The sequence below is a fragment of the Paraburkholderia fynbosensis genome (genome assembly GCF_902859935.1).
In the GTDB taxonomy this organism is placed as follows: Bacteria; Pseudomonadota; Gammaproteobacteria; order Burkholderiales; family Burkholderiaceae; genus Paraburkholderia; species Paraburkholderia fynbosensis.
Genome location: NZ_CADIKI010000003.1, coordinates 1 through 14,028, shown reverse-complemented (window position 1 = coordinate 14,028; position 14,028 = coordinate 1). Strand labels below are relative to the sequence as shown.

General features: G+C 57.9%; 15 protein-coding genes, 1 tRNA gene and 2 pseudogenes. 15 read left to right on the top strand and 3 right to left on the bottom strand.

Going from position 1 to position 14,028, the window contains the following annotated elements; genetic code table 11:
• The first annotated feature begins 59 nt into the window (after positions 1-59).
• The 9 genes from HV770_RS05705 to HV770_RS05665 all read left to right on the top strand — a co-directional run bounded on the left by HV770_RS05705 (position 60) and on the right by HV770_RS05665 (position 6,144).
• Positions 60-1,511, top strand: coding sequence for a glycosyl hydrolase family 28-related protein (locus tag HV770_RS05705; protein ID WP_175158497.1), 1,452 nt, complete (start codon positions 60-62; stop codon positions 1,509-1,511).
• A 22-nt stretch (positions 1,512-1,533) separates the two neighbouring features.
• Positions 1,534-1,770, top strand: coding sequence for a hypothetical protein (locus HV770_RS05700; RefSeq protein WP_175158496.1), 237 nt, complete (start codon positions 1,534-1,536; stop codon positions 1,768-1,770).
• A 2-nt stretch (positions 1,771-1,772) separates the two neighbouring features.
• Positions 1,773-2,072 (top strand): hypothetical protein, encoded by a 300-nt coding sequence (locus tag HV770_RS05695; protein ID WP_175158495.1) that lies wholly within the window; start codon positions 1,773-1,775, stop codon positions 2,070-2,072.
• 47 nt (positions 2,073-2,119) lie between these two features.
• Entirely contained in the window at positions 2,120-2,593 is a 474-nt protein-coding gene (locus HV770_RS05690; protein WP_175158494.1) for a hypothetical protein, read from the top strand.
• Positions 2,593-3,075: a glycoside hydrolase family 108 protein gene (locus HV770_RS05685; protein WP_175158493.1), complete on the top strand. Its 483-nt coding sequence runs from the start codon at positions 2,593-2,595 to the stop codon at positions 3,073-3,075. Before HV770_RS05690 ends, HV770_RS05685 begins: the two co-directional genes overlap by 1 nt.
• Position 3,076: 1 nt before the next feature.
• A complete protein-coding gene (locus tag HV770_RS05680) occupies positions 3,077-3,835 on the top strand; it encodes a hypothetical protein (RefSeq protein WP_175158492.1) in 759 nt (252 codons plus the stop codon).
• A 326-nt stretch (positions 3,836-4,161) separates the two neighbouring features.
• On the top strand, positions 4,162-4,863 hold the full coding sequence (locus tag HV770_RS05675) for a hypothetical protein (RefSeq protein WP_175158491.1): 702 nt from the start codon (positions 4,162-4,164) through the stop codon (positions 4,861-4,863).
• Between the two features lie 420 nt (positions 4,864-5,283).
• Positions 5,284-5,847 (top strand): hypothetical protein, encoded by a 564-nt coding sequence (locus HV770_RS05670; RefSeq protein WP_175158490.1) that lies wholly within the window; start codon positions 5,284-5,286, stop codon positions 5,845-5,847.
• 60 nt (positions 5,848-5,907) lie between these two features.
• Positions 5,908-6,144, top strand: coding sequence for an HNH endonuclease (locus HV770_RS05665; RefSeq protein WP_343048098.1), 237 nt, complete (start codon positions 5,908-5,910; stop codon positions 6,142-6,144).
• A 22-nt stretch (positions 6,145-6,166) separates the two neighbouring features.
• Here HV770_RS05665 and HV770_RS05660 read toward each other — a convergent pair whose 3' ends face one another.
• Positions 6,167-7,399, bottom strand: coding sequence for a tyrosine-type recombinase/integrase (locus HV770_RS05660; protein WP_175158488.1), 1,233 nt, complete (start codon positions 7,397-7,399; stop codon positions 6,167-6,169).
• Positions 7,400-7,570: 171 nt separating this feature from the next.
• A tRNA-Arg gene (locus HV770_RS05655) sits at positions 7,571-7,645 on the bottom strand.
• Between the two features lie 213 nt (positions 7,646-7,858).
• Here HV770_RS05655 and HV770_RS39645 point away from each other — a divergent pair.
• The 5 genes and pseudogenes from HV770_RS39645 to HV770_RS05635 form a co-directional block, all read left to right on the top strand.
• Positions 7,859-8,341 (top strand): annotated as a pseudogene (locus HV770_RS39645) (site-specific integrase); the annotation flags it as partial.
• A pseudogene (locus tag HV770_RS05650) lies at positions 8,269-9,105 on the top strand (DNA adenine methylase). The pseudogenes HV770_RS39645 and HV770_RS05650, both read left to right, overlap by 73 nt.
• 191 nt (positions 9,106-9,296) lie before the next feature.
• On the top strand, positions 9,297-9,899 hold the full coding sequence (locus HV770_RS05645) for a hypothetical protein (RefSeq protein WP_246290726.1): 603 nt from the start codon (positions 9,297-9,299) through the stop codon (positions 9,897-9,899).
• A gap of 9 nt (positions 9,900-9,908) precedes the next feature.
• Positions 9,909-10,457 carry a PAAR domain-containing protein gene (locus HV770_RS05640; RefSeq protein ID WP_175158486.1) on the top strand — a complete coding sequence of 183 codons (549 nt, stop codon included), beginning with the start codon at positions 9,909-9,911 and terminating at the stop codon, positions 10,455-10,457.
• Positions 10,454-11,221 carry a hypothetical protein gene (locus tag HV770_RS05635; RefSeq protein WP_175158485.1) on the top strand — a complete coding sequence of 256 codons (768 nt, stop codon included), beginning with the start codon at positions 10,454-10,456 and terminating at the stop codon, positions 11,219-11,221. Before HV770_RS05640 ends, HV770_RS05635 begins: the two co-directional genes overlap by 4 nt.
• Before the next feature lie 667 nt (positions 11,222-11,888).
• Here HV770_RS05635 and HV770_RS05630 read toward each other — a convergent pair.
• Positions 11,889-13,052, bottom strand: a complete 1,164-nt coding sequence (locus HV770_RS05630) for a hypothetical protein (RefSeq protein ID WP_175158484.1) — start codon at positions 13,050-13,052, stop codon at positions 11,889-11,891.
• A gap of 356 nt (positions 13,053-13,408) precedes the next feature.
• Between HV770_RS05630 and HV770_RS05625 the strand changes: the two genes are divergently transcribed.
• Entirely contained in the window at positions 13,409-13,552 is a 144-nt protein-coding gene (locus HV770_RS05625) for a YbaK/EbsC family protein (protein WP_175158483.1), read from the top strand.
• Positions 13,553-14,028: the final 476 nt, after the last annotated feature.

Here is a 14,028-nt window from a genome sequence, read left to right as displayed (position 1 = left end):
CACCACCACAGCGAGGACCCAATGGTCCCAGATGAAGAGAACTAGCATCGGAGGTCACCTTGCCATTTAACGGAAGCGGTTCGTTTTCCCCGAAATACAACTGGCAGAACGATGCCGCGCTTGGCCTGAATATTAGCTCATCGCGGATGCAAGGCCAGGATGATGATATGGCGGCCGGCCTGTCGCTCTGCCTGACCAAGGACGGGCAGCAAACACCGATCGCCAATCTCACGATGGGCGGCTGGCGCTTGACCAACCTCGGTACGCCGGTAGGTACAAGCGATGCGGTCACGAAAAACTATGTCGATACATTCCTCGCTTCGGCAACTGGATCGTCTCTGATCGGCTTCCTGCAAGCGGGGGCCGGAGCAGTTCTGCGCACGGTTCAAGACCGTCTGCGTGACACGGTCAGCGTCAAGGATTATGGGGCGGCGGGCGATGGAACAACGGATGACAGCAGTGCTATTCAGGCTGCGGTAACCGACAATCCCGGAAAGAAAATTCTGTTCCCTTATACGGGAAACCCTTATCTCCTGAACTCGAATATTACGCAGGCATCCCCGCCCGCTTCTTTCATTGTCGACGGAGGTGTCACGTTCAGCGGGGCGGGCAAGTTGCCGCCCGCTTCGACGAATTCGTTCCAATTGAACGTCGGCGACTATCTGACTCGAGTCCCTGTCGGCGGAACGGTGAAGTACGGCAGCACCACGCTTCAGGTCGAGAGCCTGCCCGATGCTACGTTCGTCGGCAACGCAGTGCCGATCTACGGCGGCAGCGTGAGCCCACTGGGCAATCCGAACTTCACGGGCTTTCTTTGGGGTGCAAATTTCCTTGCCAAGATGTGGCCAAGCACTGGCGTATACAACGCGCTAGGTGTCGAGATCGATCTGGACAACCACTATCAGGCGGGCGTGGGCGACGGTCTTCGTGTGACAGGGGTGGGCGAGTTCAGCCCTAATAACGGCATCTCTGTTCGGCGCGCTAACACTGGTTCTGACTGGACGACAGGCGCGCTGATCCAAAACTTCGTCACCGGCCTTTTGATTGATGCGAGCACCTCCGCAGCACCCCAGTATGGCGCGCGGATCGAGGGGATGTCCTCGAATCTTCTGCGCATGAAACCATCGGATGACCTGAATCCGTTGTCCGCGGCCGCGTTCCTGACCGATTCAACCGGCGCAACGGTCAACTTCTCGATTAGCAAACGAGGCGGTATCAAGATTGGCCCCGGTGGCACAGAAGTGTCGAAGTGGGTAGCTGGAAGCTTTGCGATCAGCCCTGGCTCGATCCCGGCCAACAGCACAGCGGACGTGCTTGTTACCGTCACGGGTGCGGTCAACGGGCAGCCGGCCAATGCATATCCTCCGTCAAGTGCCGTACCGCCCACCGGCATCACGTGGCAGGCATGGGCCAGCGCGACAAATACTGTACGCATCCGTTTCGCCAACCTCACCAACAGCGCCGTCACAGTGCCGGATGGTAGCTGGCGCGTCGAAACCATCACTCACTAAAAACATCTCGGAGAAACCCCAGATGAAGCAACAGTCGACCACAGAGCAGCACGCTACGCCGGTCAATATAGTGCCCGCCACTTACACCCATATCCACGTCTCTTTAGACCACGAGGGCGTCGAAACTGTAGCGAAAGAGGTGGAGGCGCAAGGGATCAAGAATTTCACAGTTTTTCGGCTGACGGTCGACGGTCTCAGTGTCGACCTGTCGTATGAGGATCTGCAAAGCATCGTGCACCGTCGTCAAGGAGTGAAGTGAACATGGGCCTCAAGAAAGCAACCACCTTCAAATCTATTCAGCTCACCGACGCGTATTACCGCGTCGTGCTGCCGCAGATCGACACCTCCAAAACAACGATGTCTTTCAGTGTCTGGGTGTTTTCCTCGGAAGCAGGCGCGATGGATCAGGAGAACGCGCTGGGCGAGCTTGCGGAGTTTTACTCTGGCGTGCCGTATGCAATAGCCGGCGAAAACCCGTTCAGTCAGGCCTATGCCTATCTGAAGACGCTGCTGGATTTCGCTGGAGCCGTCAATGTGTTTGAGGCCGGACAACCGTCATAAATGGACCGCGCGCCACGATGTGCGCTGCCAATGAAACCGGGGGAAGGATGGGTGAAAACATGGTCTCGGACGTATCCGTCCAGGTGCTCTCGGAGCGCGTGACAGCAGTTCTCGATGACATCAAGGAAATGAAGGGAAAGGTCGATGCGATGCATGTCGTCAGCATCCGACTCGCGGGTGTCGAGCGTGATGTGGTGAGCGTCGATCGTAAGGCAGAAGTGGCCTTGTCAAAGACCGATTCTGCTGCTGATGCCATTTCCAAGATCAGAGAGGACGTCAACGGCACGAAGAAGGCGTGGAAGTGGATGGGTGGGCTCAGCATGGTCGGATTCGCCGCGGTCGGTGGCGTCTATTCGCAGTGGCACCCATGGATGGACGACATCAACCGTGCGAAGGCCGTTCGTGACGAGTCGCTGAGCCACTATCAGGCTGATGTCGGCGCGGAAATGCGGAAGACCGACAACCGGCTCACAGTTCTCGAATTCCGTGCCAACAATGTAGACAGCAAGGGGAGCAAGTGATGTCGAGCTTTGACGAGGCATTCGACGCGCTCATCGGCAACGAGGGCGGTTACGTGAACAATCCGGCGGATCCGGGAGGCGCGACCTGTTGGGGTGTCACCGAGCGTGTCGCGCGTGCCCATGGATACACAGGGCCGATGCAGACGCTCCCGAAAGAGACTGCTAAGGCTATCGCCAAGACGGTCTATTGGGACCCGCTGCATTGCGATGAGTACGATCCCCGCGTTGGCTTCCAGCTAGTCGATGCCAATTTCAACGGGGGGCAGACGGTTCGCTGGGCGCAGCAGGCTGCCGGCACGGTAGTGGACGGAGTCCTAGGTCCGAACACGATCGGTGCGATCAAGGCGGCCGACCCGCACGCGTTCTGCCTGACTTTCCTCGCGCTGCGCCTGAAGTATCTCGCCGGCCTGAAGACGTGGCCGATCTTCGGCCGCGGTTGGAGCAACCGTATCGCATCCAACATGCAAAAGGGAGCCGCCTGACATGGATCTGAAAACACTCGGTGCCGAAGTCGCAAAGATCGGCCTTCCGCTGCTCGGCGCGGCGCTGCCGATCCCCGGCGGCATGGCACTCGGCGCCGCGCTCGCGTCGACCATCGGCTCGCCGTCGGCGCAGCCCGAAGACATCCTCGCGACGCTGACCGGCAACGCCCAGGCGCTCGCGCAGGCGAAACAGTTCGAACTGACGCATCAGGAGACGATGCTGCGGATCACGATGGATGCGCAGACGGCACAGTTTCAGGCGGAAGTCAGCGATCGACAGGATGCCCGGTCGAAGCTGGCCGCGAACGGCGCGCTCTGGTGGATTGCTGCACTGGTGCTGGTGACCTTCGCCATCATCATGACGGCGGTCCTCGTCGGATCGTGGAGGCTGCTCGAAGGCGGGATCACGATCAAGGACGTGTCAGTCGTTGCGGCTATCTCAGGCCTCGTCGGATCGATCGTGGGGTATGTCGCGGCGAACGCTCAGACCGTGATCAACTTCCTGTTCGGCGGTTCGATGGGCAACGAGAAGAACTCGGCGGCGCTCGCCGACAGTGTGCGCACGTCGACGCAGGCTCTTGCGGTGGGCAACAACACACCATGGAGTCCGGCCGCCGCTGCGCCAGTGCTGTCGATTTCACCAAGTGGCATGTCGAGCGCTGTACCGGTGCCGCAAAATATCACCTCAGCCCCGCTGGCTGACGAGCAAGACTATGTGCCCTCACCTGGCGCGCAGGGTGATATTTACCGTGGAAGCTGAGCAACCCCGTCGGGGCTAAAATGTCCGCGCCGCGATCAGGGAGCTCGACGGCGGCAGGAAGCGTTACGATGTGGGGTATTACGCTGTCGTTGGGACGTGGCGCTTCTGCAACCGGACGAGGCGGTCAGAGGGTTAAAGATGGTGGCCGAAGCATGGCGCGGGTGCCTCCGGACGACTCCGCTACCGATCTAAAACGAGAGGTGGAGTTCGCGCTCGAGTTGATTGAGGCGCTGAGCGCTCATCGTTGAACTGCCTCATTTGTTGAGTGGCAGTGGTTGGCCATGCTGGGTGGCCGAAGAAAAATTACTAGAATCCGGGGAAGTTTCATGAGTATGTTTGACCTCTCTCAATCTGCTGCAGACGCACTATTCAAGTGGTCGAATGTCGTGGCTATCGTAGGGGCAGTTTTGGCAGCAATTGGAGCCTATGGCTCATTCTGGACGGGCAACATTCGGGACCGTTACAGTGATGAGCGAATCTCCAAAAATGAAGCGGATACGGCCTCGGCGCGAAAGACCGCAGCAGTTGCAAACGAAAGCGCCGCCAAGGCCAGTGAAAATGTGGCTAAGGCAAACGAGCGAACAGAACTGCTTCGGCAATCTAATCTGGAGGTTCAGCGCCAGTTGGAAAAGGAGCGGTTGGAGCGACTTCGACTTGAGGCAAGCATTGCCCCCCGTCGCCTTTCCGAACAGCAACGCTGGTCCCTCGTGTCGTCGCTTCAATCTGCTCCCCAACCGCTCGCGGCGCAAATTACTTTGTTGGGCGACGAGGAGGCAGGTGGTTATGAGAAAGCCATTTGGGGGACGCTCAATGCTGCGAAAGTGCAAGTGGCCGCGGAGATGGCGGGGATCATGTCGCCGCCGCCTTACGGAGTGCAGCTCACTTTGCAGAAAGGCAATCCAAGGTCGGCGGCGATCAAGTCAGCGTTCGAGAGCGCTCACATTCCAATCACGACCTCATATGGCGAGATCGGGAAACTCGATGCAAGAATCCTGATCGGCTTACGACCGCTGGGTGTAGCTCGCTGAATATGCCGTGCGAACAGTGGCGGTGCCGGCCCCCCGCTTCAACGGCGGCAAGGCGCGGTGGTGCCGCATGGGTCCGATATGCCCGCGGACGCGGTACGTCCGGTCGAGCGAGTCTACGGCGGAGAAACTTTCATCGGCGGGGGCGCGACATGCACAAGCATGCTGACACACTGCCCTTGATGGGGCAGCGCGACTAAAGCAAATCGAACCGTTCGTCGGAGTTTGCCGTGAGACGTGGCGTAAGCTCTGCCGCAACGGTCGGGCAGACAGCCGATCCAGCTATCTCCACGCTGCACGGTGTGGAGTAACAGCGAGATTCATGCGTACCTTCGCGGTCCATTGATGTTTCAAGCTCAAGGAACTCCGAAATCGGCCGATAAAAAGGTGGAGGTACGTGAGCGCGCTGCATAACGGAGAAACATGACCGTGGAATTTAAGACGGCGCACGATAAGGCGTTCGTGCAACTTGGGGCGAGAGCGGCCGGACAGCAATGGTCGGCGTTCGATGTCACTCTCGAAGAGGCTCGTCAGGGCAATGCTGGAATTCTGGTCACAACCATTTGGAATTTCCACAGCGTGCGAGATGAGCATGGCAAACGGAAGCCGACCGTAGTAGCCGTCTGCGAGGACCATGTCGACGGCACGTTGTGGTACAGGTCGGAGAGGCCAGAGCCCAATACGACACGAACCACTTGGATCGCGCATTGCCGGCGCCTTGATCTGGCGCTGGAGCACAACGTACCTATTGTCGGCGTGCTGAAGGACGTTCAGTCGGGTCGTTGCTCGCTTGACCACGTATTCGATTGCGTAAAGGCGGTTCCTTCATTGGACGAGAAGGCGCTATGGCTTCAGCTTGTGCCACGGCATGAAGCTTGGTGTGAGACGCGGCAGATCGACATTAGGGCGCTTGTTAGCGATTTTGGCGACGTGCTGACCGTTCGCAAAGCATCTTCCGCTTTCGAATCGGACATTCGGATGTCGTAGAAGCTCACCCAAGAGCAACGATTGGCCAGACTGGCTCTTGCTCCAAGGTTTCCGGAAAGAGTGGTTGTGACCACGACGGCATTCCGGAGGAACCCTGATGTAGTTGCCGAGGCGTTGTTTAGGGCAGCTGGCACATGTGAAGGATGCGGCAGCGTAGCGCCGTTCATCCGCAGAGCGGACGGCTCCCCCTATTTGGAAGTGCATCATCGCCTTCCTCTTGCAATGGGCGGTGAGGACACGATCAGCAACGCCGTCGCGCTTTGCCCGAATTGCCATCGCGCGGCCCACCACGGATAACGTTGTTCTTGCGAGCAATAACCTATGCGGCAGTGAATGCGACTCGCGGTATTGCTGCAGCCGCAGCGTCCAAATAGTCTCCCCATCGCTGCATCATCGCACACCGCTCCGGGAGATACTCCGCGTGAACATATGCCGCCGTCACCTGATTGCGCTCTGCGTGTGCGAGTTGCCGGTCTACGACGTCACGACTATAGCCGAGCTCGCGCAATACTGTCGCGGCGAGCCCTCGGAAGCCGTGGCCGGTCATTCGGGACTTATAGCCCATCCTGTAGAGCGCAAAGAGCATTGTGTTGTTCGAAATCGGCCCGCGACTACGTCCCTGCACGCTGTAGAACACAAACTTCTCGGCGCCGTTCAGCTTCCTCAACTCGCCGAGCACTTCGAGAGCCTGTTTTGACAATGGCACGATGTGCGGGTCGCGCATCTTCATCCGCTCAGCGGGGATGCGCCACTCGGCTGTTTTCTCGTCGAACTCGGTCCACTCAGCATTGATCATTTCCGTCGTCCGCACGAACGTGAGTGCCATGAAGCGCAATGCGAGCCGCGTCACGACGTCGCCCGGATATCCGGCAATGTCACGCATCAGTTGCGGGATCTCCACCGGCTTGACTCGCGCCATGTGCTGAACACCTGGCCCCTTCTTCAGGACGGTCTCGACATCGATGTCGGCGGCGGGGTTGCGGGAACAGCGACCGGTCATGATGCCGTACTGGAAAACGGCTCTGGAGCGTTGCATCACCCGCTTGGCTGTCTCCCGCACGCCGCGGGCCTCGATCGCGCGGAGGATTTCCAGCATGTGAGGCGCCTCGATGTCTGCGATCGGCTTGGAGCCGATTTTCGGGAACGCGTCGACCTCCAGCGAATTGATCACCTTGCCGGCATAGACTTCGGTCCAGCCATCTTTCTGCGACTCGAACCACTCGCGGGCGACGATCTCGAATGTTGAGGCTGCCTCGAGCGCGCGTATGCGCTTGACTTCGTGCTTGTGCGCAGAAGGATCGATGCCCGTGTTGAGCCGCTTTCGCGCCGCGAGACAGGCGTCGCGAGCCTCGGCAAGCGTGACTTCGGGATATACGCCGAACGACGCGACCTTCTCCTTGCCATCGAATCGATACTTCATCCGCCAGTAGCGCGAGCCGTTGGGCATCACCTGGAGATAGAGCCCTTTGCCATCGGAGAGCTTGTACGGTTTGTCTTTTCCCTTGGCTCGTCTGACTTGCAGGTCGGTCAGCGGGACAATCTGCTTGGGCATTTGAGAGTTGGGGGTATCGATTTTTGGGGGACAGTGGATGTATCCCTTCGATACCCCCACCACGTTTGGTTCAAGTTGGGCAAACGTGGGTAATGATGGCAGCAAAAAGCCCCGCAGCGCAAGGCATGCGGGGCTTTTCTGGGGAAACTTGGGTGATGCTGGGAAGGTATCTGGTCCCCCTGACAGGAATCGAACCTGTATCTAGCGCTTAGGAGGCACTTGTTCTATCCATTGAACTACAGGGAGATGGACCTTTGCAATGGGACGACCCGAGCCTTGCTGCTACTGGCTTTCGCCTTGTCCCGTGGGTGTTTCCGGCATTTCTGCTTCACCCTAAATGAAGCGCCGTGACAGCCTCTGCCCCTAGTTTATCCCTGTCTCCTCTACACTTTTGCTACAAATTGACCCTGTAGCACCGAAAAGATCCGGCACTGCTACAGTTTCTGAGACGGGGAAAACGTGGCTTCAATCCTGCAAGTAGGCAGTCGCTGGCGTGCCTAGGAACGCCAGCGAGGGCAGAGTATAGCAAAAACGTTCAGGACGAAAGGCGGTGCCGAGGCATGGGCACGGGAGAAGGAGGTCGAGATCGATCGGGGGTTGAATGCCGTCGACGCGGCGACTGTGGCCGTCGGCGAGCTCGTCCGGAAGTACCGCGACGCGCGGGCCGACTCGGGACGTGCGGTCGCGCCAAAATCGAATGAGCACTAAATCCTCCAGCGCCTCGAGGACGCGTTCGAAAGTCACTTTGCATCGAAGCTCACGACGTAGCAGATAGCGAAATTTGCACAGGACCGTCGCAAGGCGCCCGCCGGCGGCTACACGGTGGACATGGATATTTCGAAGCTCGGGACGGTCCTGCGCCACATGGCATCACTGCTCGGCCTCACGTTGCCGGATGCCATCGGCGCGGCGCGGAACACTCTCCACCATTTGCGACTCATCGACGCCGTCCGGCCGATCAACTCAATCCACTATTTCCGCAGCACGAGTGCTATGTGGAAGTATTCTGCAGCAGTGCTGCGCTGTACTTCCTGCGGCCAATGTCAGCCCCCGTCGAGGTGATCAACGAGATCAACGGCGAGCTGGTGAATCTGTACCGTGTCGTGCAGAACCATCTCGAAGAATTTCTGCGTCAGTTCAAGTACGCCATTTCGAGCCGGCAGGGTATTCAAACGGCACCAGCAGACGCTCCCCGAAACCCTCACCGATATCCAGCGCGCCGCGCGCTTCTTCTACTACCTGCAGCAGCGTGCTTTCGGCGGCAAGGTTGACGGCCAGACGTTCCGCACGGCGATGACCGCACCCTCGGTGAACCTCCTTCGTATCGAGGAGAATCTGTCGGCCGCGCATCTGCGGCTCGCAGGCGTGCATATCGAAAACCAGCCGTGGCACACCTGCGTCGAGCGGTACGACCGCCCACACAGCTTCTTCTATTGCGATCCGCCGTACTGGCGGACCGAAGGCTACGGCGTTGACTTCCCGTTTGAGAACTACGAACGGATGCCGTCGTTGATGCATTCCTGCAAGGGAAAGATGATGGTGAGCATCAGCGATCACCGGACATCCGGCGAGCATTCGAGGGCTTTCCCATGCTCCGGCTGAATGTCAAGTACAGCGTGAACAACACGAACGGTGGCCCGCCCTCCAGCCGCGAGCTGGTGATCACGAACTGGGGGCCTGGTAGGCGGACCGGCGGCCTTTTCTAGTCGACCGCTACACGCGCCACGCTGGTCGCGCAAGTCGAGAAGAATCAGAATCGTCAAATTTTGTCAGGCCGTCGCTGGGCTGCCAATGGGCCGTTACGATGCATTTTTTAACATCCCGGCAAACCGATATGCATCACGGATCGCGTGACGACTGTCCGTACTTTCTTCACTCGTCGCTTCGCCTGCATGCGATGGTGCACAAGCCGCTCAACGCACCAGCAATGCCAGCCCGCGAGACCTACTGCGGCCACATGCAGATGCTCTGCCAGCGGGCGGATGGCGAACGACTCATCTGCACCTACCTGAGCCCGCTTGACGCGGTCATGGGATCGCGGGGCCTGAGCGGCGACGATCATTTCTGGCCGATTGATCTGCGGTGCGTCGACACCCGTCAATTCATCGAACAGAACGGTGGCCTGTCGATCTCCGTGAACTACGCTTACGCGGCCGACCGCAAACGCCTGCTCGTGGACCGGCACGGTCATCCGATGATGGTCTATACCGGCGACACATTCGAGGTGCCAGAGGACCAGCGCGACCACTTCCGCATCCGGTTTTCCGAACACGTGCCCGAGCGGATCATGGATGTCTATTTGAGAGCCGGCCTGTCGAATTTCGCGGAGACGCTCGCTGAAATGGATCACTGGTCGGCCGCACAGATCGCTGACGCCGAAGATCAGGCGCTGGCCAGGATGCCGAAGACGGTTCACGTCGATGACGTCGGCAAGACATCGATGGACCAATGCGCCGTATACGACCCGGAGTCGGGCGAGTGGACGTTCGTAGACATTTAAGGAGGACGCATGAAGCGCTATTTCATTGTGCTGGGCGACAAGACAACTGCCGGTGGCGTAGTAATTCAGGGAGAAGAGTCCTGCACAAATCATGGAAAACCATTGGCTTACCACGGCGCGCAGGTGTATTGCCACGCCTGCAAGACAACCGGCTATATCTGCAACATCCCACCCTATCGTCCGATGGTGCTGATGGGCAAGCAGGTCGCGCTCGAAAACGACATCTGCATCTGCAAATGCAGTCCGCCACCTCGGCTGATTCCGTCACAGAATAACGCGTCGATGTCGTTCGACGCTGAGGAGTTGGCCGCGATGGGGCGCGGACCGGTCGGTCGGCAACTAGAACAACCAATATCTGGCGCGAATACTGGCTTTGATCGTCACTTTCGTTTCGTCGACGAGTACGGCAACCCAGTTTCGGAAATTGGTGTTCATTTAATCGACGCAACTGGCAAAGTCAGCTATGTGAGGACTGACAGCAACGGTCGCACGCCCAAGGTCTCGGGAAGGGACGGGCAACGAATAGGCGTGCGCATTTCAGGAGGTCAGTTGCAATGAGTAAGGTTGTTTGGGCACCCCTCACTCGTAGTGCGGATGAATCGCCACACACGTGCAAGCTGAAAGTCTACTGGAAGACGACGAAGGATTGGGCGCCAGGCGACATACAGGAATATAGATCTTCAATTTACGGATTGGCGGAAGCTGCTCGCGTTTCCGGCCGACGGTTCACCTGCGAGGACTTCGCGCTGAAACTGCTTTGCCAGTTTGCGGCGGATCGCGGCCTCCCGGTCAAGCTCACGGACGGCGTCCGCGAATATCGCAACATGGACATTTATAATCCTGACTACCACGAAAACTACCCACAGACGGCAATGGGCTTCGTTTCCATGGTAATGGTCAGCTTCGGCGCTCCGGACATACAGCGAAACGGCACCAACACCGTGCGGGTCGGTGGTCCGGCAGACTTGTTACCGGGCGACCTGTTGGCCCTCGCGTTGGATGCTAAAGGGCGGGCATCCGGGAATCGTGCTCACCATATTCAGGTGATCGTGCAACGAACTGACTCGCGCATTGCTATCTTTCAGGGCAATTCCGATTGGACGATTCATAAGCCCATCACCTGGATCAATAGGGTTCTCAACAGAAACTCAGCGGATCCTGATCAGCATGCCTACGCTGGCACGACGCCGGAAACCGGGCAATTCACGCGGACGAGCGACGGTCGGTGGAACTACAGAAACGACGTCAGCGGAAACGAGGCGGAGGACTATCTGCGATATTTTGAGCTTTTCCGTTGGAACTTCTTGGAGTTCAATAATTGATAGCGCATTCCCAGTTCCTTGGCTATGCGGCCGCCTTGGCCGATGGGGAGGCAGCGTATCTGCTCTGGGCCATCGGCGGGCTCACATTGCTAACTTGGGCTGTTGGCCTCAGTAAAAAGGCAGGTGTGCGCGGATGGTATAGAGTGATGCAGGCGGTGGCCTTGCTCGCCTTACCTGTCCTGCTCATTATAGGCATGGTGGCGTCGATGATCCCGGTCGCCTAGTGTTCCGTTCTGTTGTTAACTAATGTATGTTCACATAGCATGCTGGTATCGACGGAACGGGAGATTGGGGTTCGTCGTCGTTATTCAGAAACCGGTGAATTCAACGTTGGAACAGGTTCAGGAATGGGGCTCGTTGCGCCCCGCCTAGGCACGTGGAAGCGACGGGCAAAGGTCAAAGCCTCGAGGCGGAGCCTCGAAGCCGCAGCCGTCGAAGCGTCGGAATAACTCTAGGTCAACGCGCGACGACTGAATCCGCCGATGCCAACCAGCAGTCCCCGCCGGCGACGTCGGTCATAACGGAGCGCGCTCTGGTCTGTCCAGCAGGCGATCAAGGCCGCCTGCGTTAGCACTTTTCAGGATCGTAGAAAAGGTCACCAGGACCCATGTCCCCAAATTCTTATCCGATATTGGGGGCTTGCCCTCGCGTTTTGTTCCGATTGCCCTTATTTTATGCAAGTGATTTGCTGAAATGTCTTGCAACCGCCGGCAGCACATCTGTCGCCACTACCGATCGTCATAGTTGGACCGTCGAAGAACATTGTGAGGATTTCGCCCGTCGATTCGCGATAGCCCTTTGCGTTGCAAAAGGTGTTTTGAGCGTGTCGCTGGCCGCTTTCGTCGCAATGGTCAGGCAGTGACTGGCGGTCCGGGTTGGCCCGAAAACAAATGTCCATTTGTGCTTGGTGCGCAGAATCATTCCCGACAGGAGCGCGCAATTCGGTCTGGGTGAACGAATGCGTCTCGGGAATCGCGGGGCTGCTGGAAGCAGGTGAAACTCCGACCGATTCGCCAACGTTCGATGTCGAAGCTAGGGATTGAGTCGGAGTCGGTGCTGTAAGTGGGGGTGGGCTATCAATGCCGGTTTTGCTCGTCGGCGGCGATGGAGGTATTAGTTTCCCTAGGCCGACGATCAATAACACGAGCAAAATGGTAGTGCCAAGTATCCACACAAGATAATTCGGCCGAGGGGCAGTTTTGTCGAATGCCCTTATCACCGCGGCACCGATGCCTGCAGCGCTCGCCGAAACAGTGGCCCAAATCGATGTAAATCCACCAGAAACCCAAGTCGGCAGCGTTTCAAATAAGGGAACGTGAACAACGTTTGCCGCCATCCAAAATAAAAGTAAGGTGCAAGCGGTAGATGCGAACAAGATGATCAAGCTGTCGAGCAACCCGATATTGTTGGAGTCTTGTTTTTCACGATTTGTCGGAGGCGCTGTTCGCGAGCCAGACATGTATGCGCGTATGTCGTTCTTTAGCCTGTCGACATCCCTCTGCAATTCCGTGAGACTGCGTTCTGCTTCATGCAACGATCTCCAATTATCGCTGTCGCCTCCGTTCGGGTACTGGTTGTAGAAATCGTCGCGAAGGCGCACAAAATCGTTCAAGCGGCCCTGGACTCGAGCCAAATCGCTCATGAGCCAAAGTGGCGCGCTTTCCGCGTGCTCTAACTTAACCTTAATCTCGGCAACTTTTGTCCGCGCTTTGTCCAGCGATTTGAAACCATCTTGCCATCGCTCATAGTGGGGAGGGATAGTAAAGATAACTGTCTCTTCGAGAGCTGTCTGGAGGTCGCTCAGGGCATTCTTAGTATTCGGCTGGTCCATGCGCTTTGCTCCCCCTGTCCAGTCACGACACCGCAGTCCCAGTATAAGTGCCCTCTGGGTTCTAGGGAAAAATGCGAGCAGCGGCTCCGCCTTTAAACATGGACGCCTTCGTCGGCTGTGGCGAGAACCCCTGCGCGTACGGCGAAGACCAGTGCCGAGATACCAGCGTCAGCGACGAACCGGACCGACCCCGTCCAGCGCCCGTCCGATTCGCCCGTTACTCTGTCGCCCATTCGTACGCACTCCATGACTGAACGCTCCGGTGAGAATCCACGCACCTTGCCCGTATCTCATCCATCGGCGCGATCGCTGATCGCTGAATTCTGTTCCTGCCGGACATAATCGTCGATGCCGACTTGAACGCAGAACCACAGTTCCTTTTTCATCCCTTGGAGAACAACGCAACCGTTTCGCTTTCAAAAGAAGCATTTGAAACCTTCCTCGCAAGCATCGATCATTGCGCCGAATGGACATCGCTGACCGATCGCGCCGTCGCTTGAGGCGCCGTGTAATGACGCCGATCACCGGTCGTGGGGTGCCCGACTGGTCTCGGATAGGGAGCGGCCTTCCGAGTGACGGCTTTGCGGAACTGCCGAATGACTGGAACTGGCCCGGTTATTGCCAGACGGGCCCGCCGAGCCGGGGGCTGCGAACAGTCGGCTGAGATGCTAGGACGAGATTTTTGTGTGCTACAGGTTTGCTACAGCAGCGGTAGCAAACCATATCTGACAGGCTTTACGCCTGTCATTCCACCCCCTGAACCATCGCCGACGCGAAGGAGGAGGCGTCAAAGCAACTTTGAACGTCCCCGTTCGACCCATTGCAGTCAGTTGACGCAACCTCAGATTAACATCCGCTTTTAAAGGATTGTGTTGAAAAAGTCTTGTTTTGGCTCGAAGCGCTGAAGTCCGCGGCACGTTTTCGAGTTGTGGTGATCGGCGAAGCGGCAAACTTGAACGAGGCAACGATCCCCGTT

Coding starts and splice junctions, on each gene's coding strand:
- HV770_RS05645 (WP_246290726.1), top strand. CDS start 9,297: ATGGTGCACAAGCCGCTCAACGCACCAGCAATGCCAGCCCGCGAGACC.
- HV770_RS05680 (WP_175158492.1), top strand. CDS start 3,077: ATGGATCTGAAAACACTCGGTGCCGAAGTCGCAAAGATCGGCCTTCCG.
- HV770_RS05690 (WP_175158494.1), top strand. CDS start 2,120: ATGGGTGAAAACATGGTCTCGGACGTATCCGTCCAGGTGCTCTCGGAG.
- HV770_RS05640 (WP_175158486.1), top strand. CDS start 9,909: ATGAAGCGCTATTTCATTGTGCTGGGCGACAAGACAACTGCCGGTGGC.
- HV770_RS05635 (WP_175158485.1), top strand. CDS start 10,454: ATGAGTAAGGTTGTTTGGGCACCCCTCACTCGTAGTGCGGATGAATCG.
- HV770_RS05685 (WP_175158493.1), top strand. CDS start 2,593: ATGTCGAGCTTTGACGAGGCATTCGACGCGCTCATCGGCAACGAGGGC.
- HV770_RS05660 (WP_175158488.1), bottom strand. CDS start 7,399: ATGCCCAAGCAGATTGTCCCGCTGACCGACCTGCAAGTCAGACGAGCC.
- HV770_RS05700 (WP_175158496.1), top strand. CDS start 1,534: ATGAAGCAACAGTCGACCACAGAGCAGCACGCTACGCCGGTCAATATA.
- HV770_RS05675 (WP_175158491.1), top strand. CDS start 4,162: ATGAGTATGTTTGACCTCTCTCAATCTGCTGCAGACGCACTATTCAAG.
- HV770_RS05695 (WP_175158495.1), top strand. CDS start 1,773: ATGGGCCTCAAGAAAGCAACCACCTTCAAATCTATTCAGCTCACCGAC.
- HV770_RS05670 (WP_175158490.1), top strand. CDS start 5,284: ATGACCGTGGAATTTAAGACGGCGCACGATAAGGCGTTCGTGCAACTT.
- HV770_RS05630 (WP_175158484.1), bottom strand. CDS start 13,052: ATGGACCAGCCGAATACTAAGAATGCCCTGAGCGACCTCCAGACAGCT.